At 66.4% G+C, this 23,063-nt stretch carries 19 protein-coding genes; 10 read left to right on the top strand and 9 right to left on the bottom strand.

The window, feature by feature from the left end; all coding sequences use genetic code 11:
• Window positions 1-224: 224 nt before the first annotated feature.
• Both BM118_RS30060 and BM118_RS30055 read left to right on the top strand, forming a co-directional pair.
• Window positions 225-1,337: a cyanuric acid amidohydrolase gene (locus BM118_RS30060; protein WP_092190076.1), complete on the top strand. Its 1,113-nt coding sequence runs from the start codon at window positions 225-227 to the stop codon at window positions 1,335-1,337.
• Window positions 1,338-1,465: 128 nt separating this feature from the next.
• Window positions 1,466-2,935, top strand: a complete 1,470-nt coding sequence (locus tag BM118_RS30055) for an amidase (protein ID WP_177234827.1) — start codon at window positions 1,466-1,468, stop codon at window positions 2,933-2,935.
• A gap of 40 nt (window positions 2,936-2,975) precedes the next feature.
• Here the strand turns inward: BM118_RS30055 and BM118_RS41825 are convergent, their stop codons facing one another.
• Window positions 2,976-3,293 carry a hypothetical protein gene (locus BM118_RS41825; protein WP_027547125.1) on the bottom strand — a complete coding sequence of 106 codons (318 nt, stop codon included), beginning with the start codon at window positions 3,291-3,293 and terminating at the stop codon, window positions 2,976-2,978.
• Window positions 3,294-3,440: 147 nt separating this feature from the next.
• Between BM118_RS41825 and BM118_RS30045 the strand changes: the two genes are divergently transcribed.
• Complete coding sequence (locus BM118_RS30045; protein WP_092190074.1) at window positions 3,441-4,364, top strand: PaaI family thioesterase; 924 nt, start codon at window positions 3,441-3,443, stop codon at window positions 4,362-4,364.
• Window positions 4,365-4,432: 68 nt separating this feature from the next.
• Complete coding sequence (locus BM118_RS30040; RefSeq protein ID WP_177234826.1) at window positions 4,433-4,798, top strand: hypothetical protein; 366 nt, start codon at window positions 4,433-4,435, stop codon at window positions 4,796-4,798.
• Here BM118_RS30040 and poxB read toward each other — a convergent pair.
• The 3 genes from poxB to BM118_RS30025 all read right to left on the bottom strand — a co-directional run bounded on the left by poxB (window position 4,795) and on the right by BM118_RS30025 (window position 8,172).
• Window positions 4,795-6,531, bottom strand: a complete 1,737-nt coding sequence (gene poxB / locus BM118_RS30035) for a ubiquinone-dependent pyruvate dehydrogenase (RefSeq protein ID WP_092190073.1) — start codon at window positions 6,529-6,531, stop codon at window positions 4,795-4,797. The two genes, BM118_RS30040 and poxB, sit on opposite strands and share 4 nt — an antisense overlap.
• Window positions 6,532-6,611: 80 nt before the next feature.
• Window positions 6,612-7,244 carry a 2-dehydro-3-deoxy-6-phosphogalactonate aldolase gene (locus BM118_RS30030; protein WP_092190071.1) on the bottom strand — a complete coding sequence of 211 codons (633 nt, stop codon included), beginning with the start codon at window positions 7,242-7,244 and terminating at the stop codon, window positions 6,612-6,614.
• A 1-nt stretch (window position 7,245) separates the two neighbouring features.
• Complete coding sequence (locus BM118_RS30025) at window positions 7,246-8,172, bottom strand: 2-dehydro-3-deoxygalactonokinase (protein ID WP_092190069.1); 927 nt, start codon at window positions 8,170-8,172, stop codon at window positions 7,246-7,248.
• Between the two features lie 216 nt (window positions 8,173-8,388).
• On the opposite strand from BM118_RS30025, the gene BM118_RS30020 reads away from it, so the two are divergent.
• Window positions 8,389-9,486, top strand: coding sequence for an LLM class flavin-dependent oxidoreductase (locus tag BM118_RS30020; RefSeq protein ID WP_027547116.1), 1,098 nt, complete (start codon window positions 8,389-8,391; stop codon window positions 9,484-9,486).
• Window positions 9,487-9,543: 57 nt separating this feature from the next.
• Window positions 9,544-10,098: a flavin reductase family protein gene (locus BM118_RS30015; protein ID WP_092190067.1), complete on the top strand. Its 555-nt coding sequence runs from the start codon at window positions 9,544-9,546 to the stop codon at window positions 10,096-10,098.
• Between the two features lie 199 nt (window positions 10,099-10,297).
• Here BM118_RS30015 and BM118_RS30010 read toward each other — a convergent pair whose 3' ends face one another.
• The 5 genes from BM118_RS30010 to BM118_RS29990 all read right to left on the bottom strand — a co-directional run bounded on the left by BM118_RS30010 (window position 10,298) and on the right by BM118_RS29990 (window position 19,032).
• Window positions 10,298-12,166: a sigma-54-dependent Fis family transcriptional regulator gene (locus tag BM118_RS30010; RefSeq protein WP_177234825.1), complete on the bottom strand. Its 1,869-nt coding sequence runs from the start codon at window positions 12,164-12,166 to the stop codon at window positions 10,298-10,300.
• A 248-nt stretch (window positions 12,167-12,414) separates the two neighbouring features.
• Window positions 12,415-15,720: an acetyl-CoA carboxylase family protein gene (locus BM118_RS30005; RefSeq protein WP_177234824.1), complete on the bottom strand. Its 3,306-nt coding sequence runs from the start codon at window positions 15,718-15,720 to the stop codon at window positions 12,415-12,417.
• Window positions 15,721-15,732: 12 nt separating this feature from the next.
• A complete protein-coding gene (locus tag BM118_RS30000; protein ID WP_092190061.1) occupies window positions 15,733-17,454 on the bottom strand; it encodes an AMP-binding protein in 1,722 nt (573 codons plus the stop codon).
• A 149-nt stretch (window positions 17,455-17,603) separates the two neighbouring features.
• A complete protein-coding gene (locus tag BM118_RS29995) occupies window positions 17,604-18,260 on the bottom strand; it encodes an aspartate/glutamate racemase family protein (RefSeq protein ID WP_092190059.1) in 657 nt (218 codons plus the stop codon).
• Between the two features lies 1 nt (window position 18,261).
• Window positions 18,262-19,032: a GntR family transcriptional regulator gene (locus tag BM118_RS29990; RefSeq protein ID WP_092190057.1), complete on the bottom strand. Its 771-nt coding sequence runs from the start codon at window positions 19,030-19,032 to the stop codon at window positions 18,262-18,264.
• A 199-nt stretch (window positions 19,033-19,231) separates the two neighbouring features.
• Here BM118_RS29990 and BM118_RS29985 point away from each other — a divergent pair, with 199 nt between their 5' ends.
• Genes BM118_RS29985 through BM118_RS29970 form a run of 4 tightly spaced genes read left to right on the top strand, consistent with a single transcriptional unit; the run spans window position 19,232 to window position 23,061 of the window.
• Window positions 19,232-20,353: an ABC transporter ATP-binding protein gene (locus BM118_RS29985; protein WP_092190055.1), complete on the top strand. Its 1,122-nt coding sequence runs from the start codon at window positions 19,232-19,234 to the stop codon at window positions 20,351-20,353.
• Between the two features lies 1 nt (window position 20,354).
• Entirely contained in the window at window positions 20,355-21,404 is a 1,050-nt protein-coding gene (locus BM118_RS29980) for an ABC transporter substrate-binding protein (RefSeq protein WP_092190053.1), read from the top strand.
• A complete protein-coding gene (locus tag BM118_RS29975; RefSeq protein WP_092190051.1) occupies window positions 21,405-22,262 on the top strand; it encodes an ABC transporter permease in 858 nt (285 codons plus the stop codon).
• The gene (locus BM118_RS29970) at window positions 22,252-23,061 is read left to right on the top strand and encodes an ABC transporter permease (RefSeq protein ID WP_092190231.1); all 810 of its coding nucleotides are present in this window, start codon (window positions 22,252-22,254) and stop codon (window positions 23,059-23,061) included. The genes BM118_RS29975 and BM118_RS29970 overlap by 11 nt, the downstream gene beginning before the upstream one ends.
• Window positions 23,062-23,063: the final 2 nt, after the last annotated feature.

Raw genomic sequence — 23,063 nt, 5'->3', positions numbered from 1 at the left:
ATCCCCTTGTCGTCCTGGCCAAAGCCAGGACCCATACCGCGGAATCCATCGATTGCTGACGGTATGAGTACCGACCAGGAGCCTTCGTCAAACCACTCCCTGGGGTAATGGGTCCTGGCTTTCGCCAGGACGACATCGGGGATGGGCTTGGGTACCTTGACATCCGCCTCCGTTCGACGGCTGTCTTGTTCCGCCGGACCACCGAACTCCACACGAGGACTGCAATGCGGACGACATCGGTCGGCGTCATCAGGATCGCCACCAAGGGCCCCGGCGACGTCTCCGGCCTGATGAGCATGATCGGCGCCGGCGCGATCGACCCGAGGGAGATCCTGGCGATCCTCGGCAAGACCGAGGGCAATGGCGGCGTCAACGACTTTACCCGGGAATATGCCGTCGCCGCGCTGTGCACGGCTCTGGCGCCGCAGCTCAGCCTGTCCCCGGAGGAGGTCGAGCAGCGCATCGCCTTCGTGATGTCCGGCGGCACCGAAGGCGTGCTCAGCCCGCACATCACCGTGTTCACGCGCCGCGAGGTCGAAGAGCGGCCGGCGGGCTTGTCGGGCAAGCGCCTGAGCATCGGCATGGCGCACACGCGGGACTTCCTGCCCGAGGAGCTCGGACGCGCCGCGCAGATCGCGGAGACGGCCGCGGCCGTGAGGGCCGCGATGGCGGACGCCGGCATCACCGACCCTGCCGACGTCCATTTCGTGCAGATCAAGTGCCCGCTGCTCACCAGCGATCGCGTCGAGGCCGCAAGCGCGCGCGGCAACAAGACGGCGACGACCAGCGCCTACGGCTCGATGGCCTATTCGCGCGGCGCCTCCGCGCTCGGCGTTGCGGTCGCGCTCGGCGAGACCGGCTCCGACATCAGCGACGGGGACGTGCTGCGCCGCTACGATCTGTTCTCGAAGGTGGCGTCCACCTCGGCCGGAATCGAGCTGATGCACAACGTCGTGATCGTGCTCGGCAATTCGGCGGCATCGGTCAGCGAATTCGAGATCGGCCACGCCGTGATGAGCGATGCGATCGACGCCGCCGCAGTGGCGTCGGCGCTGCAGAGCGTCGGGCTTGGCGTCGCGCCGCAAGCAAAAGCCGGCCGCAAGCTCGTCAACATCTTCGCCAAGGCGGAAGCCTCGCCTGATGGCAGCGTGCGCGGCTTTCGCCACACCATGCTGGAGGACACCGACATCAGCTCGACGCGCCACGCCCGCGCCGCGGTCGGCGGCCTGATCGCAGGCCTTGCCGGCACCGGCGCGGTCTACGTGTCCGGTGGCGCCGAGCATCAGGGCCCGGCGGGCGGCGGGCCGGTTGCGGTGATCGCGCGACTATCGGATTGAGACGGCCGTCCTCCCTGGTCGTGCGACCTGTCCGCCCCACGCAACCCTGCCCTTCGCGCCGGCTCAGTTGATTCACGCAGGCCCATGCGAAAGGAAGGAACGCCGCTATCCAAGGGGATTTGAATTTCATGACTTTGCCGATGAGCTGGAACGAGTGGGCGCAGCACGATGGCGTGGGGCTGGCGGCGCGCGTCCGCAAGGGCGAGCTGACGCCGAAGGACTTGGCCCGCCAGGCCACTGCTGCCGTCGCCAAGGTCAATCCGGCGCTGTCGGGGGTGGTCGAGCTGTTCGAGGACGTGATCGCCGACCCGGCCAGGGACGGTGCCAACCTCGCCGGCCCGTTCGCCGGGCTGCCCTTCCTGATGAAGGATCTCGGGCCGACCATGAAGGGCCGGCTCCAGGAGATGGGCTCGCTGCTGATGCGCGGCAATCGCGCCGCCGCCGATACCTTCCTGACCGGCAAATTCCGCCAGGCCGGACTGAACCTGATCGGGCGCACCACCACGCCGGAATTCGGCGTGTGCAGCTCGGCCGACAATCCGGCCGTCTACGTCACGCGCAATCCCTGGAATACCGACTACACCACCTGCGGCTCGTCGGCGGGCAGCGCCGCGATGGTTGCCGCCGGCGTGGTGCCGATCGCGCATGCGACCGACGGCGGCGGCTCGATCCGCATTCCCGCCGGCGTCAACGGCAATATCGGGCTGAAGGTCTCGCGCGGCGTATTCTCGCTCGCCCCGCACATGTCCGACCTCACCGGGCTCGTGTCGATCCAGGGCTGCCAGTCGCGCTCGGTACGCGACACCGCCGCCTTCGTCGATCACGCCCGCGGGCCTGCGCCCGGCGAGTTCATGCCGTTCTGGACCACGGCCCAGCCCTATTCCGAGATGATCAAGCGCGATCCCGGCAAGCTTCGCATTGCGCTGTCGCACACATGGGGCGACTACACCGCGACGCCGCAGATCGCGGCCGAGCTCGAGAAGACCGGCCGCTTCCTCGAAGGCCTCGGCCATCACGTCGACTATGCGCTGCCCGAGCTCGACTTCCGCGCCGCGTTCGCGGCGCAGACCACCTGCTACATCTCGAATTTCGCGGTGGTGATCTCCAACATGCTCGCCGCGCGCGGACTGGACAAGCCGCCGGAAGATCTCATCGAGCCCATGAACATCAGGATCTGGGAAGCCGGCCGGCACACGAGCTTCGCCGAGCGGGCGAAGATGCAGGGCGTGTTCAACACGACGTCACGCGGCTTCGGCGCGTTCTTCGAGCAGTGGGACGTGATCCTGACGCCGATCACCGCGCTGCCGACGCCGAAGGTCGGCACCAGGGAATATCTCACCATCTCCGACAATCCCGATGTGCTCGACTGGTTCGGCAATCTCTGGCGCTTCTTCGCCTTCACACCGCTCGCCAATCTCTGCGGCATGCCGGCGATCTCGATGCCGATGGCAACCCAGGACCACGACCTGCCGCTCGGCATCCAGGCGATCGCCAAGCAGGCCAATGACGGCCTGCTCCTGCAACTCGCCGCCCAGATCGAGCGCGCACTCGACGGCAAGTGGAACGGCGGCAGGAAGCCGAAGGTGCATGTGAGCTGAGAAACTGCGATCGCAGTGACATGCAATCGCGCTGCCGGCCTCAGTTCTTCACCGCCGGGATCTCCTCATTCGGCTGCTGCTGCCCCTGCTTGTACATCGCGAGCGCCTTGTCGAGCGCCTCGCGCAAGGCAAGCGCCGCGGCCACGCTGCAACGTAAGTGCGCGGTCTGGATCACGTCGACCCTGACCGCGGCGCCGACCGGCATCAGCAAGTTCGCGGCGAGCTCGATCTGGATCGCGCCGTTGTGATGGCCGAAGCAGGACGCGCCGTCGAAATAGATGATCGGCGCCCGCTCGGAGCTCGAGCTCGAAATGGTGACGGGCCCCTGATTGGTGCCGGGTGTTTCGGGGTCGGCCATAAGCGCTCCTTGCGGCTAGTCGAACGAACGAAGCGCTCACCATCGGCGCTTCGGCCCGCCCTGTCGAGGCCCAACCGCCGGCAGACCTGCCGCACGACGCGTATTCGGGGTTTTGCGCGGCGCCCGGCACTGGTCTAGAACATCGCCATGTCCAGCTCATCGACGCCCAGCCTACCTGCCACGCTCCCGTTCGAGGAACTCGCCGAGGCCATCAAGGGCCGCCGCTCCGACTACGGCCATATCAGCGGGCTCCAGCTCGACCGCTTCGCGCCCGGCGAGGCCTGGTCCAGCCTGCCCTACCGTCCCGTCTTCGTCGGCGACACCGAGACCGGGGTGCTGCATGGCGGCGTCGTCACCGCGATGCTGGACGAGAGCTGCGGCATGGCGGTGCAACTCGCGCTCGACGGCACGCGCGCGATCGCAACCCTCGACCTGCGCATCGACTATCAGAAGCCGGCGACGCCGGGCCTCGACATCAAGGCGCATTCGGTCTGCTACCGCACCACGCGCTCGATCGCCTTCGTGCGCTCCACCGCGTATCAGGAGTCCGAGGACGATCCGGTCGCGACCGCGACCGCCTGCTTCATGATCGGCGCCAACCGCACCAACATGCTCGCCGACCGCAGGATGGACTCGCGCAGCATCCCGACCCTGGAGGCGCCGGAGGATCCGGATGGCCCATTCGCCCGCAGCCCGTTCGCGCGCTGCCTCGGCATCCGCGTCAACGACGACGGCACGCTGACGATGCCGTTCTCGCCGAAGATCATCGGCAACCCGATCCTGCCCGCGATCCACGGCGGCATGACCGGCGCCTTCCTCGAGACCACCGCGATCATCGGGGTGGCACGCGAGCTCGGCGCCGCGGCGCCGCCCAAGCCGATCGGACTGACCATCAACTATCTGCGCTCCGGCCGCGCGCTCGACAGCTTTGCCAATGTCTCGATCGTGAAGCAGGGCCGGCGCATCGTCGCCTTCGAAGCGCGGGCCTGGCAGGACGATGCGAGCAAGCCGATCGCCACCGCTTTCGGCCATTTCATGCTGCGGCCAACGCCCGGAAGTGACGAGGAATAGGCGTATTTTCCCTTGACGGCGAGGGACCGGGCCACAACGATAGCGTGGTTCCTGCGAGAGGTATTGGATTGCGACATCCGCTCGACATCGTCGCCATGTTCGCCGCGCTCTGGCTGCTGGCGTCGATGGTGCTCGACGCGCTGACGCCGAAGGAGCTGACCGCGGTGATGATCGGCATCGCGATCGGGCCCGCCATCGTCATCACCGCCGTGTTTTACTATTTGCGCTGCCCGCGCACCGATTTCGCGGTGATGTTCGCAGCGCTCTGGCTGATCTCCGATATCGCCATTGCGTTCATCTCGCCGACACAGCTGCCGCATTTCCTGATCGTGCTCGGCTTCGTGCCGGCGCTGCTGATCGGCAGCGTGCTGCACTGGCAACGCTTCCAGCACCGCCACGAGCGGCTGCCCGCGCCTTCGGTGAAGCGGGGTTAGCGCGGCAAGAGGTTTGTCTTCGCGAGATCCAGCACCTCGTCGCCACGGCCGTTCATCACCGCGCGCAGCACCCAGAGGCTGAAACCCTTGATCTGCTCGGGCGTGATGGTCGGCGGCATCGACAGCTCCTGCTTCGCCGTGACGACATCGAGCAGCGCCGGTCCGTTGTGCGCCAGCATCTCCTTCATCGCGCCCTGGAGCTCGCCGGGGTCCTCGACGCGCCTCGCGAAGATCCCCATCGCGCGCGCCATCGCCGCGAAATCAGGGTTTTGCAGGTCGACATTGGTGTCGACGAAACCGGCGGCCTTCATCTCCAGCGCGACGAAGCCGAGCACGCCGTTGTTGAAGACGACGACCTTCACCGGCAGCTTCATCTGCGTCAGCGTGATCAGATCGCCCATCAGCATGGTGAAGCCGCCGTCGCCCGAGAACGAGATCACCTGGCGGCCGGGCTGCGAAGCCTGCGCCCCGATCGCCTGCGGCATCGCATTGGCCATCGAGCCGTGCACGAAGGAGCCGATCAGCCGGCGGCGACCGTTCATCTCGAGATAGCGCGCCGCCCACACCGTGGGCGTGCCGACATCGGCGGTGAACACGGCATCCTCGGACGCATGGTCGCTGATAACCTTGGCGAGATATTGCGGATGGATCGGCTTGCTGCCCGGGGTACCCCTGGCGAGCGAGTCCAACCCTTCGCGCGCCTTCCTGTAATGCGCGACGGCGTCGTCGAGATGCCTCCGCTGCGTCTTGGTCTTGAGCAGCGGCAGCAGCGCCTCGATGGTCAGCTTGACGTCGCCGACGAGGCCGAGGTCGATCTTGCAGCGCCGGCCGAGATTTTCCGGGCGGATGTCGATCTGCGCAACCTGGCAGTCGGTCGGGAAGAACTGCTTGTAGGGGAAATCGGTGCCGAGCATGACCAGGGCGTCGCAGGCGTGCATGGCGGCATAGCCCGAGGAGAAGCCGATGAAGCCGGTCATGCCGACGTCGTAGGGATTTTCGTATTCGACGTGCTCCTTGCCGCCGAGTGCATGCACGATCGGGCTCTTCAAGGCTTCCGCAAGCTGCATCAACGGCGCATGCGTGCCGGCGCAGCCACGGCCGCAGAACAGCGTGATGCGCTCGGCGCCGTTCAGGAGGTCCGCCAGCGCCTTCAGCTCATCGGCCGCAGGCACGACCTTCGGCGCCGACAGCGCGAGCCCCCGCGCCGTCGAGAGCGCGCGCTTCGGCGGGTCGCGGAAAGCGACGTCGCCGGGCATGGCGATGACGGCGACACCGCGCAGGCCCACGGCCGCGCGGATGGCGTTCTCGATCACGAAAGGAAGCTGGCTCGCATCCGAGACCAGCTCGCAATAGTGACTGCATTCCCGGAACAGGTTTTGCGGATGGGTTTCCTGAAAGTAGCCGCCGCCGATTTCGGCCGACGGAATCTGCGCCGCGATCGCCAGCACGGGAACGCGGCTGCGATGCGCGTCGAACAGGCCGTTGATGAGATGCAGATTGCCCGGGCCACAGGAACCCGCGCAGACCGCAAGGCTTCCGGTCATCTCGGCTTCGCCGGCGGCTGCAAACGCCGCAACCTCCTCATGCCGGACATGGATCCATTCGATGGTGCCGCGGCGCCGCAGCGCCTCCGTAAAAGCATTCAGGCTGTCGCCGACGATGCCGTAGATCCGCTTGACGCCGGCCTGTTCGAGCGTTGCCACGAACAGATCGGCCACGTTGTTGATCGCCATGTCGGTCTCCTGATCTCGCTGGTACGACAAGATAGGATAATGCGCGACGGTAACGGGATCACGGCTGGTTTATTGCGAGGTCAGTCTTTCGCAATCGCCCGATCATAGGCCGCGATCGTCACCTTTGCGCGCGCTGCGACATCCGCCGCATTCATGCCGGGCTTGTAGAGGCTGGAGCCGAGCCCGAACGCAGTGACGCCGCCCTTGATATACTCCGCAAAATTCTGGTCGGAGACGCCGCCGACGGCTGCGATCATCACGCCGGCCGGCAGCACCGCGCGAATCGCGGCGATGCCGCACGCGCCGAGCACGCTCGCGGGAAAGAATTTCAGGCTCGACGCACCCGACCGCGCCGCGAGCAGCGCCTCGGTGGGCGAGAACACGCCGGGCATCGTCACCATCGCATACTGATGCGCACGCGTGAGCACCTGCGTATCCACATTCGGCGAGACCATCAGCTTGCCGCCGACGTCATTGAGACGATCGACATCTGCGGTGGTCAGCACCGTGCCGGCGCCGATCAGCACGCCGGCCGGCGCGAGCTTCGCGGCGGTGGCGATCGAGCGGAATGGGTCGGGCGAATTCAGCGGAATCTCGATCGCCGTCATGCCGGCCTCGATCAACACGCTGACGATCGCCTCGGCCTCCTCCGGCTTCACGCCACGGAGGATCGCGACCAGCGGCCGCTGCATCGGCGGAAAGGGAACGCTCATCTCAAGATCCTTCTTGCTTCGTCCAGATGGCCGCGGCTGCCATCGACAGGCCGCGGCGGACGGCTTCATCCGCATCGATCGGCGTCACGATCACCGACAGCGCGTCGAAGGCGAGCCGGTACAGCATCGCGAGCCGCCCCGAGGCGATCAACGTGACGCCGGCTTTCGGCACGGCGCCGGAGAGACCCGCCGCCAGCTCGACACCGATCAAGGTGCCCGACAGCGTCTCGCGCGCCGCAGCCGGCGTACCACCGAACAACAGCTGCCGCGACCGCGCACCGAAGAGGAGATTGGCCGCAAAGGCCGGCGCCTCAAACGCGGCTTTCACGGCCGTCTTGAAGCTCGCGACATCCTCGGCATCATCGGCACCGGCGACCGCGAGCGACAGGATCGTCTCGCGCGACACGACGCTGAACAACTCGCCGGTCATGAAGGTGGAGAAATGCGCGACCGTACCGTCCTTCACCCGCACCCATTTCGAATGCGTGCCGGGCATGCAGACCAGCGCTTCGCCGGCGGCCTCGAGCCCGAGCGCGCCGAGCAACTGCGTCTCCTCGCCGCGCATCACGTCCGGCGCGCCTGCGTCGCGCTGCGCGATGCCGGGCAGGATGCGGATGTCGCGCGCCTCGCCCGGCACGCGCACGGCCTGCTTCAGGATGGCAGCAAGCGGCGCCGGCGTGTCGACATAGCCGGCCTCGGCCCAGCCGGTTTTGGCGCCGGCCATGCCGCAGACCAGAACGGGCAGACGATCCGGCGCTTCGATTGCCGAAAGATGCGATTGCAGCACGCCGGAAAATCCGGTCTTGGCGGCCGCCAGCATGCCTTCATCGCTACGGCGCTCGGCCAGGACCTGGCCGGCCCGATCGACCAGCCACAGGCGGAAGCTGCTGGTGCCCCAGTCCACTGCGACATAGGCGGGTTCGGTCATCTCGGTTCTCGTCCTCGTCTCACCGGCAAGACGCCGTCTCGCGACAATGAGACGACGGCCGGCAAATTCGCCCCGGGATATCGGCTATTGCCGCCGCAAACCAGCGTTTTCTCGCAGGTCTGAGACGCTGCCGCGCTGGCACACCGCTTGCTCATGCGTCCCCACTCACATCCGTGAACCGCGCAGCAAGACGCGTCAACTGTGGAGAGAAAACCCATGGAGATCGGCTATTTCACGATGCCTTCGCATCCGCCGGAGTGCGGCCTGAAGGAAGGAAACGACTGGGACCTGCAAGTCATGCGCTGGCTCGACGAGCTCGGCTATCAGGAGGCCTGGGTCGGCGAGCACCACACCGCGCCATGGGAACCCAATCCCACGCCGGATCTCCTGATCGCGCAGGCCTTGATGCAGACCAAGCGCCTGCGCATCGGGCCAGGCGGCTTCCTGCTGCCCTATCACCATCCGGCCGAGCTCGCCAACCGCGTCGCCATGCTCGACCACATGTCCGAGGGCCGGCTCAATTTCGGCGTCGCGGCCAGCGGCCTGCCGAGCGACTGGGCGATGTTCAACGTCGACGGCATGAGCGGGCAGAACCGCGACATGACCCGCGAGGCGCTGGAGATCATCCTGAAGATGTGGACCGATCCCGCGCCCTGGACCTACAAGGGCAAATTCTGGACGGTGACCAAGCCGGACACGATGTTCGACTTCCTCAAGCCTCACATCAAGCCGCTGCAGGCACCGCATCCGCCGATCGGCGTTGCCGGGCTGTCGAAGAACTCGGACACGCTGAAGCTCGCCGGCGAACGCGGCTTCATCCCGATGAGCCTCAACCTCAATCCCGCCTATGTCGGCAGCCATTGGGATTCGGTCGAGATCGGTGCGGCGAAGACCGGCCGCAAGCCGAACCGCCAGGACTGGCGGCTGGTGCGCGAGGTGTTCGTCGCCGACACCGACGCGGAGGCCTGGAAGCTTTCGACCGGCGACATGATGGGCCGGATGATGCACGAGTACTTCCTGCCCCTGCTCGGCCATTTCGGCTTCAAGGACTATCTGAAGCACGCGCCCGACGTGCCCGACAGCGACGTCACCGTCGAATATTGCGCCAAGCGGAACTGGATCGTCGGCTCGCCCGCGACCGTCGCCGAGAAGATCGAGAAGATCTACGAGGAGGTCGGCGGTTTCGGCGTGCTGCTGGTGTTCGGCTTCGACTACAAGCACAAGGCCGAGGCCTGGCATCATTCGCTCTCGCTGCTCAGCAACGAGGTGATGCCGCGCCTGAAGCATCTCGGCTCCGCGAAGAAGGCGGCTTGACCCGACGCGGATGCGGCGCGATCGTGCCGCATCCGCACCCGTTTCGGAGATTTCCGCGTGAGCGTGGACGCAAAGGATTTCAAGCAGGCGATGCGCCAATGCGCCGGCGCCGTCGCGCTGGTCACGGTCGGTGCCGAGCACGGCAAGCGCACAGGACTCACGGTCACGTCGGCCTGCTCGCTGTCGGACAATCCACCGTCGCTGATCGTCTGCGTCAACCGCAACGCCAGCGCGCATGCGCGCATCCGTGAGGAAGGCGCCTTCGCGATCAACTTCCTGCACGAGGACCACGCGCTGCTGGCGCTCACCTTCAGCGGGCAGAAGGGCGTCAATGGCGACGACCGCTTTGCGTTCGGCCAGTGGACGCGCGGAGCTACCGGCGCACCGGTGCTGACGGATGCGGTGGCCGCGTTCGATTGCGAACTGGCGCAGGAGTTCGAAACCAAGACGCATTCGATCTTCGTCGGCGAGGTCCGCGGGGTGTCGCATTCCGGCGGGGCTGCGCCGCTGGTCTATCTGCGCAGCAGCTTCCACGTTCCTCACGAAATCCGCGGCACCGTGACAGTCGGCGACCTCGATTCACGGCATCTGAGCTGGACGGATTTTTCGTAAGGGCGGCGGCACCGGTGCGCTCCCTCGCCCCGCTTGCGGGGAGAGGGTTGGGGTGAGGGGGAGCCTCCGCAAGGGAGGTGACAGTTGGACTCGCGGAGACTCCCCCTCTCCCGCCGCGCTTCGCGCGTCGGCCTCTCCCCGCACGCGGGGAGAGGCGAAAGCCCGCGGCTCGCTCCTCGTTCATCTCCAACAGAACGCGCTACTGCGCCGTCTCGATCTTCAGCTGCTTGATCTTCCGATACAGCGTCGCGCGGCTGAGCTTCAGCGCGCGCGCCGCTTCTGTCACGCGGCCGCCGTGCTTGCGCAGCGCCTCGACGATCGTCGCGCGCTCGGCCGCCGCGAGGTCCGGCTCCGCCGCACGGCCGCCGAACGGCGGCAGATCGAGATCGGCATCGGTGATGACGCCGTTCTCCGCGGTGCAGCCGGCAAGCCGCAGCACATGGCGGAGCTGGCGCATGTTGCCGGGATAGTGATAGGCCGAGAGCAACGCCCAGGCCTCGTCGGAGAGACGGCAATTCGGCGCTTCCTCGCGTGCGATCTGGCGAATGATGTCGTCGCGGTCGGCGCGCTCGCGCAAGCTTGGCAGCTTCACCTCCATGCCGCGGAGACGAAAATAGAGGTCGGCGCGGAAGGCACCCTCCTCCGCCATGCGGCCGAGGTCGCGGTGGGTGGCGCTGATCAGACGGATGTCGACCGGCACCGGCTTGAGCGCACCGAGCGGCCAGACCTCGCGGTTTTCCAGCACGCGCAAGAGGCGCGTCTGCAGCGCGATCGGCATGTCGCCGATCTCGTCGAGGAACAGCGTGCCGCCGTCGGCCTGCACGATCAGGCCCTTCGAGCCCTCGCGCCGCGCGCCGGTGAAGGCCCCGGCCTCGTAGCCGAACAGCTCGGCGTCGATCAGGCTCTCCGGCATCGCCGCACAGTTCAGCGCGACATAGTGGTTGCGCGCGCGGTTGCTCGCGGCATGAATGGCACGCGCGAACACGTCCTTGCCGACGCCGGTCTCGCCATGCAGCAGCACCGGCAGATTGTGATCGCCGATGCTCCTGAGCCGCTTCACGCTTCTGATCAGGCCGGGATCGCGTCCGGCGAGCCGATGCAGGGCATCAAAACGGTCGATCGTCGCATCGCGGCGCGGAGCGTATGGACCCGTGAAGGATCTGGCGCGCAGCGGCGGGGCAACGTGGCCCTGGCCCAACGGACTGCCATCGGCGCGGCGCAACTCAACAACATCGTCCGCACTGCGCGCGGCGTGATGATCGAACTTGATGTAACGCGACAGATCGATGCCCGATGCGATCATGCCGTCGGTGAGGCCGAGCAGCGCACGCGCGGAACGGCAGGCGCCGACGATGCGGCGGTCGTCGTCATAGGCGAGCAGGCCGCTGCCGCCGTCACCCGGCACCGTCGCGATCCAGGCGTTGTGGAAATGGCCGCGGAAGATCGCGCCCTCGATCCGCCGCGTCGCCTCCATGGTCACCGCGAGCGCAAGCTGATGCGCGGCACGTTCGAGATCCTCGCGGCAGGAGGTGATGTTGATGGCACCGGCGAGCCGGCCGGCCTGGTCGAACAGCGGCGCCACGGCGCAGGAGAACATGTGCCACTGCGCGCGAAAATGCTCGTCGCGATGCACCAGAATCGGCTTCTGCTCGGCAAGCGCAGTCCCGAGCCCGTTGGTGCCCTCGAAAGTTTCGGCGAAATTCGAGCCGGTGTAGATCTTCCAGTCCAGAAACATCCTGGCATCGGCCTCGCCCGGAAGCCGGCTGAACAGCATGGTCGCGTTCACATCGGCCAGATTCACGCAATAGCCGGCGTCGCGCAGCACGCGGGCGAGGTCGTCGAGCTCGGGCGTTGCGAGCCGGATCGTCTCCTCCATCGGCTCGGCGACCTGCCGGATCTCGGCCTCGGTAAGCGTCTGCGGCGGGCCCTGGCGGGCGGGATCGAGCTTGTGGCTGATCAGGCAGCGCCGCCAGGAATTGGCAATCCGCGAAGAGGCATCGACGTCGGCCACGTGATTGGCGACGGACAAGACACGGGCGACATGGTTCGAGGCCGAAAGGCTGGCCATCGCGGACGTCTCCACCCTGTATTATTGTGCAAAGTCTGGCAGCACGGGCGGGGATGTCAATCGGGAACCGGGAACAGGATGCGAGGGCTCGTACTTCCTCTCGTCATTCCGGGGCGATGCGAAGCATCGAACTATGGTGCGCCATTGCGCACCCGAGAATCCCGAGATTCCGGGTTCGGCTCTTCGAGCCGCCCCGGAATGACGGCTGAAGCTACAACGACGCCGTAATCAGAATTGCTGCACCGCCCTCACCACGTATCGATGCACGGCCGTTTCTTGGTCGTCCTCGGCTCAGGCTTCGGCACGGATCGCAAGCCCGCCATGATCCACCGCCGCGTCTCCGCGGGGTCGATGACGTTGTCGATCTCGAACACCGACGCGATCGAGACCGCCTTGCCGTTGGCGTAGAGCTCGGCGACCTTGTTGCGATAATACGTCTCGCGCTCCTCGGGATCGGCGATCGCCTCCATCTCCTTGCGGAAGCCGAGGCGGACATAGCCTTCGAGGCCCATGCCGCCGAACTCGCCCGTCGGCCAGGCCGCGGTGAAGAACGAGGCATGAAAGCCGCCGCCGATCATCGACTGCGCGCCCAGCCCATAGCCCTTGCGCAGCACGAGGCCGAACAGCGGCACGGTGAGGCTGGCGCCGGTCACGAACATGCGCGAGACGTGGCGCACGATCGCGGTCTTCTCCGCTTCCGGACCGACCATGAAGCCGGGCGTGTCGCACAGCGAGACGATCGGCAGGTCGAAGGCATCGCAAAGCTGGAGGAAGCGCGCGGCCTTGTCGCCGGCATCCGCGTCGATGGCGCCGCCGAGATGGCGCGGGTTGTTGGCGATCAGGCCGAACGGCTTGCCCTCGATGCGGATCAACGCGGTGATCATGCCGACGCCGTAGTCGCGGCGCAGCTCCAGCACGGAATCCTTGTCGGCGACGAGATCGATCACGCTGCGGATGTCATAGACGCGCAGGCGGTTCTCGGGGATGGCGCGGCGGAGCAGGCGCTGGTCGGCGGCTTGCCACTCCGTCACCGCGCCCTGGAAATAGGACAGGTATTTTTGCGCGACGCGCGTCGCCTCCTCCTCGTCCTCGACGAGGATGTCGATGACGCCGTTCGGTGACTGGAACGAGACCGGGCCGACCTCGGCCGGATGATAGACGCCGAGCCCCCCGCCCTCGATCATCGCAGGGCCGCCCATGCCGATCGAGGCGTTCTTGGTCGCGATGATCACGTCGCAGCAGCCGAGCATCGCGGCGTTGCCGGCAAAGCAATAGCCGGAGACGACGCCGATCACAGGTACGAGGCCGGAGAGCCTTGCGAACTGCACGAAGGACGGGCCGTCGAGCCCAGTCATGCCGAGCCGGTCGGTGTCGCCGGGCCGGCCACCGCCGCCCTCGGCGTAGAACACCAGCGGCACGCGCCAATCTTCCGCCAATGTCAGCATGCGGTCGATCTTCTTGTGGTTCATGTGGCCCTGCGTGCCCGCGAGCACGGTGTAGTCGTAGGCCACGACGATGCAGCGCGCGCCCTCGGGGCCGAAATGCTCCGCATTGACGGTGGCAACGCCCATGACGAGGCCGTCGGCCGGCGTGTTCTTGACGAGATCATCGAGCTTGCGCCGGCGGCGCTGCGCCGCAATCGCGAGGCTGCCATACTCCATGAAGGAGCCGTCGTCGACGAGCTGCGCGACGTTCTCGCGGGCGGTGCGCTGATTGGTGTTGCGGCGGCGCTCGACCGAGGCCGGCCGGTTCGCATCGAGCGTGTTGGCCTGGCGCGCGATCAGCTCGGCGAGATCGGGGCGGACATGGTCGAGATCGACATCGGCTTCCGCCGCCGACGCGTCGGCCGCGACGTCGAGCGGCTCGAGATACATAATCGATTCGCCATGCATCAGCGTGACACCGTCGTCGGCGACGAGCTTCATCACCCGGCCGCCCTGCTCGGCCATGACGAGATGCTCCATCTTCATGGACTCGATCACGGCGAGCTGCTGGCCGGGGCGCACGATCTCGCCTTCCTTCACCTGGATTGTGACGATGGTCCCCTGCAAGGGTGCTGCGACCATCACCGCGCCTTCAGGCACGGCCTGCGCGACTTGCGGCTCGGTGCCGTGAACGCCGCTTCGCTCGGTCGCGGCAAAATAGAGCGGCTTGGCCGCGCCGTCGGCCGCCTCCACGAGCTTCGCGATGTTGCGGTCGATGAAATCGGTCGCAATGCGATTGGTCCTGAAGTCGGGGTGCGCGAGCACGGCCTGGAGAAACGCGATGTTGGTGACGACGCCGTCGATCCGGAATTCGCGCAAGGCGCGCGAAGCCTTGGCGACCACGTCATGCCAGGCCTCGCCCGGCGTATGCACGATGACCTTTGCGAGCAGCGAGTCGAAGGCCGCGCTGGTCTTGTAGCCCGCATAGCCAAAACTATCGACGCGGACGCCGGGCCCCGACGGCGGCTCGAACACGGCGAGCACGCCGCCGGTCGGATGCGTCGCGCCTGTCTCGTCCAGCGTCTCCATGTTGACGCGGAGCTGCATGGCGTAGCCGCGCGGCTTCGGGATCGATCCTTGCGCAAGCTCGAGCGAGGCCAGCGTGCTACCCGCGGCGACCGCGAGTTGGGCGCGGACGAGGTCGAGGCCCATTACCGCTTCCGTCACGGTGTGCTCGACCTGGAGCCGCGGATTGGCCTCGATGAAGGCAAAGCTGTCCTCCGCCGTGCCGTCGACCAGGAACTCGAAGGTACCGAGATTGTCGTAAGCTGCCGCCGCCGCAAGCTGCCTTGCCGCCTCGATGATGCGGCCACGCAAGGGCTCGCTCAGCGACGGGCTCGGCGCCACCTCGATCAGTTTCTGGTGCCGGCGCTGGATGGTGCATTCACGTTCCCAGAGATGAGAGATCGCGCCGTGGCGGTCGCCGATGATCTGCACCTCGATGTGGCGCGCCTGACGGATCAGCCGCTCGGCATAGACGCCGTCGAAGCCGAACGCCGCCTTGGCCTCGGACTGGCAGCGCGCATAGGCTTCCGCGAGGTCGGCCGCGCTCTCGACCACGCGCATGCCGCGTCCGCCGCCGCCGGCCATCGCCTTGATCACGATTGCGGCATTGCTGCCGAGCGATGTGAAGAACGCCGTGATCTCCTCCAGCGACGACGGCCCGCTGGTGCCGGCGATGATCGGCACGCCGCAGCGTTTTGCCAATTGCCGTGCCGCGACCTTGTCGCCGAACAGCTCGAGCGCAGCAGCCTTCGGCCCGACGAAAACAATGCCCGCATCGCCACAGGCCCTGGCGAACGCCGCGTTCTCGCTGAGGAAGCCGTAGCCGGGATGCACGGCATCGCAGCCGGCACTCTTCGCCGCCGTCACCACCGCCTCGATGTCGAGATAGGCCCGCGCGCCGCGGCCGGGAATTTCGACCACCTCGTCGGCGACACGCACGTGCAGCGACAGCGCGTCGTCCGCGGGGTGGATCGCAACCGTCGCGATGCCGGCGTCGGCCGCCGCGCGCGCGATGCGGATGGCGATCTCGCCGCGATTGGCGATCAGGAGTTTCTTGAACGACATGATGTCTCTCACTCAGACTGCGGCAGGCAGATTTGGATTGAGGTCCTGCTTCTTCACCTTGCCCGTCGCCGTCAGGGGCAGGGCTTCAATGATGCGGATCTCCGGGACCTTGTAGACGGCCATGCGCTCGGCGCACCAGGCGCGCAGGCTCTCCGCCGAGATGGTACCGATCGCCTCCGGCTTGAGCTGGATATAGGCCACCGGCACCTGACCCTTGTCGGGATCGTCGCGTCCGACCACGCCCGAGCCCAGCACTTTCGGGTGCTGCCCGAGCAGCGCCTCGATCTCCGGCGGAAACACACTCATGCCCTTGACCTTCAGCATCTCCTTGCGGCGGCCGAGGAAGTGCAGAAAGCCGTCCTTGTCGATGCTGCCGATGTCGCCGGTGCGCAGCCAGCCATCAACGAGAGACTCTGCGGTCGCCTCCGGCTTGTTCCAGTAGCTCTTGAGCAGCGACGGCGTGCGCACGCGGATCTCGCCTTCCGCGCCGAGCGGCAGCAGCGCACCGGTCTCGAAATCGGTGATCTTGAACTCGGCGCCGGGGACCGGCAGGCCGACGAAGATCGGCTGATTGTTGAGATCGAAATCGTCGTCCTGGAAGCCGGCCGTGAAAGTGTTGGAGGTGTGGGTCTCGGTCATGCCCCAGGCTGCCTCCATCAGGATCGTACCGGTGAGATCCTTCCAGCGCCTGCGATAGTCGGCGTTGAGCTTCTTGACGAAGGAGACGACGCGCACCTGCTTCAACGACGACAGGTCGAACTCGCTCCAGCGCGGATGATCCATCAACTCCACCGCACCGTCCACCGGCATCGCCGTGATCGTGACCTTGTACTTGTCGATCGCGGCCATCGCGCCGACGGCATCCCAGCGCGCGAGCAGGACCAGCGTCGCGCCGGAGAACAGCGGGAAGATCAGGCCAAGGTTCTCACCCGCAATCCAGAACTCCGGAAAGAACGACAGGAACACGCTGCTCTCGTCCGACAGGACCGAGATGCCGTAATTGGCGGCGGCCGTGTAGACCATGTCGCGATGGGTATGGACGCAGCCCTTCGGCATGCCGGTGGTGCCGCCGGTGTAGTTGAGCGCCGCGACCTCATCGAGGCCGGGCGGCGGCAGCGGCGCAGGCGCGGGCATCGCGGCAAGCGCGGGCAGCAGATCGGTCGCGCCTGCGACCGCGATGCGCGGCGCGCGGATCGAGTCCGGTGCGGGAAACGCGGGCAATGCCGGCACGACATCGGCAAAGCTGGTGACGATGGTCTCGCGCAGCCGCACCTCGCCCCGCACCTGCTCGACGACGGGGATGAGCTGGTCCAGCGCCACGATCACATCGGCCTGGGTGTCGTTCAGCTCGTAGGACAGCTCGAACGCGCGCGACAGCGGGCTGACAGGGACGTGGACCGCGCCGAGCTTCAAAATGCCGAAGAACACGATGTGGAATTGCGGGCAGTTCGGCAGGAAGACGGCGACGCGATCGCCCTTGCGCACGCCCTTGGCCTGCAACAGCGCCGCGAAGCGGTCGCTCTGCCGGTCGAGGTCGGCGTAGGTGGTGACGTGCCCGTAGAAGATCACCGCCGGACGATCCGGGCTCCGCTTCGCCCAGGCGCGCAGATATTCCGTCAAGGGAACTTCGCCGTGCAGATAGTTCGGCGAACGCGGCATGCCCTTCGGCCAGGCCTTGTCCCACAGGCCGTTCAGAGTGGCGAGGTAGTCCTTCTCATTGAGGCCCGCGCTCATGACGTCATCCCAGTGCTGTTCTTCTTTTCGCGAGGGCACGCGCATGCCATCACTCGACGTCGTTACACGTCGAGCACGGCCGACGTCATGTCAAGGAAAACAGTTTTCCGCATCACGGCCGATGCCGCGGCGCGGAAAAAACGTCGGCGTTACGCCGTGGCGAGGCGAATGATCCGCCTTACGGCCGACGGAATCGGGGCGATGACGGGGACAGTGAACATCGGCTGAAGCTCGCGCGCGGCTTCCCCCAGCGGCCCGCCGCCGATGATGACGGCCTCCGCCCCGTCCTGCGCGATGCAGGCCTCGACCGCGCCGGCAAGGGCTGCGCGCAGCTGCGCCGGATCGCGCATCAGCTGTTGCGGATCGCCTTCGGCAAAGCGCGTGCCAGCGTAGCACGATCGCAGTCCCAGCGCGTCCGGCAATGCGTCGATCTTCGCTTTGAGCAGCGGTGTCGTGGTCGCCACACCGAAGCGGCGGCCACCTTCGGCGGCCTCCAGCATCGACGACTCGCCGATGCCCACCGCGGGCAGCCTGATCGCTGCCCTGATTCCGGCAAGGCCCGGATCGCCGAACGCCGCGACGATGATGCCGTCCGAGGAAGCTTGATGCGCCCGCGCGATCTCCTCGACCTCGGGGGCGGCCGCCTCCAGCGCCTCCGCCGACACGATCATCGACGGCGCGCGCGTTGCCGTGGCGCCGACGATGTCGAAACCGGTCACGGCGGCCGACTTCGCGATGGCGACCATCATCGTCGTGGTCGCCTCAAGACTGTTCGGATTGATCAGGAGGATGCGGCGAGCGGTCATGCTATCCGGCCGCCCGCGCCCGTGCACCGATCTCCTGGAAGATCGCGGTGAGCTCGTCGACCTCGCCCTTGCCTTCCTGGGGCCTGATCCGCTGCTCCATCTCCTCGATGTGATGATGCATGGCATGGATCGCGCCGGCCTTGTCCCGGGCGAGGATCAACGCTCCTATGTCGGGGTGCGCGTCGGGCGAGCAATCCGGCTCGCCTGGCTGCTCGAACGTCGCGATCGCCAGCGACGTCCGCAGCATCAGCTCGCGCGACATCTCCAACAGCACGCGGTTGCCGGCAAGCTTGGCGACCAGGATGTGGAATTCGGCCGTGAGCGACAGCGAGGCCCAGCGGTCGTTGCGGTCGTGGCGCGCTTCGCGCTCCATATGCGCCTTGAGTTCGGCCTTGCCTGTTTTGTCCAGCCGGTCGATCGCCGCAGCCACCGTGGCCGTCTCGATGATGCGGCGCGCGGCAAAGATGTCCTGGGCTTCCTCCCAGCTCGGCCGGTACACGAACGCGCCGCGATTGGGGATCTGCATTACCACCTTGCGCGAGGCGAGATGGGCCAGCGCCTGGCGGATGTGAATCCGCGTGGTGCCGAAGGCCGCGGCGAGCTTGTCCTCACCGAGCTTGGCGCCGGGCTTGAGCCGTTTCTGGCTGATCGCGGTCAGGATGCCCTGAACCACCGGATCGTCGTCGATGCTGCGCAGATCGACGGCCTCCGGCTCCCTGTGTTTCGGCTCGGGGCGCTTCGGCTTGCGCTTGAGGGGGCGGCTTCGCTTCATGCGTCGCTTTTACAGGATTCTGGAATGTTGCCGCAGCCCATTTTTTGTACAAACCGGCATCCATACTGTTTACAATATAGACAATAAATTGGCGCCAATTTTTGGCGCCTAAAAATTATCAAAGCATCCGCAATGCCTTAGCGAACAGCCCGCGCTGGCACGGCGATTGCTAACACCCTCGCGCAGGACACCGCGAAGGATGGAGCTGGCGTTGAGTGGCGTGCGCGGACAATCGCTGGACCTGAAGGGCATCGGCCACGCCTTCGGCGCGACGGTTGCACTGGACGAGATCGATCTCACTGTTGCGGCCGGCGAGTTGATCGCGCTGCTCGGACCATCCGGCTGCGGCAAAACCACGATGCTCCAGATCATCGCGGGCTTCCTGCGTCCGTCCCGAGGCGAAGTCCGCTTCGACGGCGCGCGGGTCGAGCACATCCCCGCCAATCGCCGCCGCATCGGCATGGTGTTCCAGAATTACGCGCTGTTTCCGCATCTCACCGTGTTCGAGAACGTCGCCTACGGGCTGCGGGCGCGCAAGACTGCGAATGCCGAGGTCGCGGCAAAGGTCGAGCAGATGCTCAGCCTCGCCCAGATGGCGGCATTCGCGCGCCGACTTCCGGGCGAGCTCTCCGGCGGACAGCAGCAGCGCGTGGCGCTGGCGCGTGCGCTCGCGATCGATCCGGGCCTTGTCCTGCTCGATGAGCCGTTTTCGGCGCTCGACAAGAATCTCCGCCTCGACATGCAGATCGAGATCAAGAGCCTGCTGAAGACGTTCGGCGTCACCTCCATCATCGTCACGCACGACCAGGAGGAGGCGCTGTCGATGGCGGACCGCATCGTCGTGCTCAACAAGGGACGCATCGAGCAGATCGACAGCCCGGATGCGCTCTACGACCGCCCGGCGAGCCTGTTCATCTCGAGCTTCATCGGCCACACCAATCTGCTGCGCGGCACCGTGACTGAGACGGACCGCGTGCAGCTGGACGCCGGCCCCGAGATCGACCTCGGCCGCTCCGTGCAGCGACGGCGCGGCACGCCGGTGACGCTCTCGGTGCGGCCGGAGAACATCGCGTTCGGCGCCGAGCAAGCCGGCGCCATTCCCGTCACGATCCGCGCCACCGTACCGCTCGGCGCGGTCAGCATCACCGAGGGCGTCGCCGCGAGCGGCGAAGCCGTGAAGATCAGCCAGGCGCGCGCTGCGACAAGCGCGAAGGCGCAGGCGGGATCGACCGCCTGGCTCACGATCTCCGACGTCTCGCGCGTCAGCGTTTTCAGCACGCCGGTCGGCGACGTCTCGAACCATCAGCAAAGGAGTGTTTGACATGAGCCTATCCCGGAGATCGCTGCTCGCCTCAGGTTCGGCCGCTGTCGCGGCGGCAGGCTGGGGATGGCCGAGACCATCGCGCGCCGCCACCTCGATCGTGGCGACGACCTATCCCGGCAGCTTTGACGAAGCCTTCCGCTCGGTGGTCGGGCCCGCTTTCAAGAAGACGAGCGACGGCGGTGTCACATTCACGCCACTGCTCGGCGTCGACCAGATCGGCAAGATCCAGGCCTCGCGCAACGCCCCGCCCTTCGACGTCGTGCTGTTCGACGAGGGACCACTGATCCCGGCGATCGCGAGCGGCGTGCTGGAGAAATTCCCGGTCGCGCAATCAAAATCCTATGCCGACATCCCGAGCGTGTTCCGCCATCCCGATGGCTACGCGCCTGTCATCACCGTGCAATTGATCGGCATCGCCTACAACCCGAAGAAGATCACGACGCCGCCGACCTCGTGGGAGGATTTGTGGAGGCCTGAATACAAGGGCCGTGTCGGCATCACCGGGCTCGGATCGAGCCTCGGCACCGCCTTCATGGTCGAGATCGCGAAGCTGAACGGTGGATCCGAGACCAACATCGAGCCGGCCTTCGAGGCCATCAAGAAGCTGCTGCCGAACGTCGGCGCGATCGCGGCCTCGCCCGGCGCGCTGGCTGCGCTGTTCCAGCAGGGCGAGATCGATATCGCCTTCAACTTCTGGAACAACGTGGCACTGCTCGCCGCCAAGGGCGTCGACATCGCCTTCGCCAAGCCAAAGTCCGGCGCCGTCGTGATCCGCACCAGCGCGCAGATCGTCAAAAACAATCAGGATCCGAAACTCGTGCTCGACTACCTCGACACTGTGATGTCGGTCGACACGCAGAAGGGCATCGAGGCCGCGCCCTGGGTGATGATGCCGACCAATAGCAAGGTGGCGCTGACCGGCGCAAACCTCACCGTCGCCAAGAGCGTCGACGACCTCGTCGCCAACAATGTCCTGCTCGACTGGACCAAATTCCAGCCGATGCGCGGCGAATGGATCACCCGCTTCAGCAAGGAAGTGAAAATCTAGATGGCGCCAGCCAGCACGAGTGCATCAAGGCAATTGCTGCCGGTGGTTCCGCTGGCAGCGCTGTTCTTCGCAGCCTTCGTGCTGCCGCTGGCCGCGCTTGTGCTGGTCAGCCTGTTCCGCGATCCGCAATTCTCGGGCCTGTCGCTGGTGCAATATCTGCGATTCGTGTCCGACCCGTTCAGCCTCAAGGTGCTGTCGGACACGTTGTGGCTCGGCGCGGAGGTTGCGCTGGCGACGCTGATCCTGGCCTATCCGCTCGCGCTGGTCTATGTCGCGAGCGGCCCGTTCATGCGCACGCTGATCACGTTCCTGATCATGCTGCCGCTCTTGACCAGCACGGTGGTGCGTACCTTCGCCTGGATCGTGATCCTCGGCCGCGACGGCATCATCAACTCGGCGATGCTGTCGCTCGGATTCTGGCAGGCACCCGCCCGGCTGCTCTACACCTGGGAGGGCATGGTTCTGGCGCTGACGCAGATCCAGCTTCCTTTGATGGCGCTCCCGGTCATCAACAGCCTGCTGCGGCTCGACGGCAACCTGACGAGAGCCGCGGAGGGACTGGGGGCAAGCCGCGCCCGCATCTTCCTCACCGTCATCCTGCCGTTGACCCTGCCGGGCGCCATCGCCGGGTGGCTGCTCGTCTTTGCTGCCGCTGCGACCGCCTTCATCACGCAGACGCTGGTCGGTGGCGGACGCATCATCCTGATGCCGTCCTACATCTACCAACAGGCCGTCGGAGTGCAGGACTGGCCGTTCTCGGCTGCGCTGTCGCTGATCTTCACGCTCGCCGTCACCGGCATCGTCTTTGCAATCGGCGCGCTGTCGCGCCGCTATGTGCGAGGCGTCGATGCAGCGTAGTCTCATTGACCGCATCTATTCCGGCGTGATCGGAACGATCACCGGCTTCGGGATGCTGCTGCTGTTGGCACCGACGCTGGTCGTGCTCGTCATTTCCTTCACCGGCGGCATTACGCTGAAATTCCCGCCGCCGAGCTGGTCGCTGCGCTGGTATGTCGAGCTGCTGCAATCGCAGGAGATCGTCGAGCCCGCGCTGACCAGCCTCAAGGTCGCGGCCATGGCGACGATCCTCTCCGCGGTGCTGGGCGGCGCGGCGGCGCTCGGGCTCGCGCGGAGCCGGCTGAAGATCGCGCGGGCGCTGGATGCGCTGTTCATGTCTCCGATGGTGCTGCCCGCCATGGCATTCGGCCTGTCGCTGCTGCTCGTCTTCAACCTGCTCGGCATACGTCTGTCGGCGGCGACCTTGGTGCTCGGCCACACCATCATCTGCGTGCCTTTCGTGATCCGGATGGTCGGCGCGTCGGTGCAGCAGCTCAATCCGGTGCTGATCACCTGCTCGCTCAGCCTGGGTGCCGGCCGCTGGTACACCTTCCGCCGGATCACGCTGCCGCTGATCCGCCGTGGCATCGTCGCAAGCTGCTTCGTTGCGTTCCTGACCTCGTTCGACAACGTTCCGGTCTCACTGTTCCTGGCGGATGCGCGCACCGAGGTTCTGCCGATCAAGCTCTGGGCGATCCTTGAAGGCAGCCTCGACGTGCGGGTCGCCGCCGTCTCCGGCGTGATCGTGCTTGTGACGCTCGCCGGTCTCGTCTGCGCGGAAATCTTCGGCGGCGTCAGCCGCCAGATCGGGAACCGCTGATC

It is taken from the genome of Bradyrhizobium sp. cf659, from assembly GCF_900113725.1.
Taxonomy (GTDB): domain Bacteria; phylum Pseudomonadota; class Alphaproteobacteria; order Rhizobiales; family Xanthobacteraceae; genus Bradyrhizobium.
This window is presented reverse-complemented; position numbering and strand designations above follow the sequence as displayed.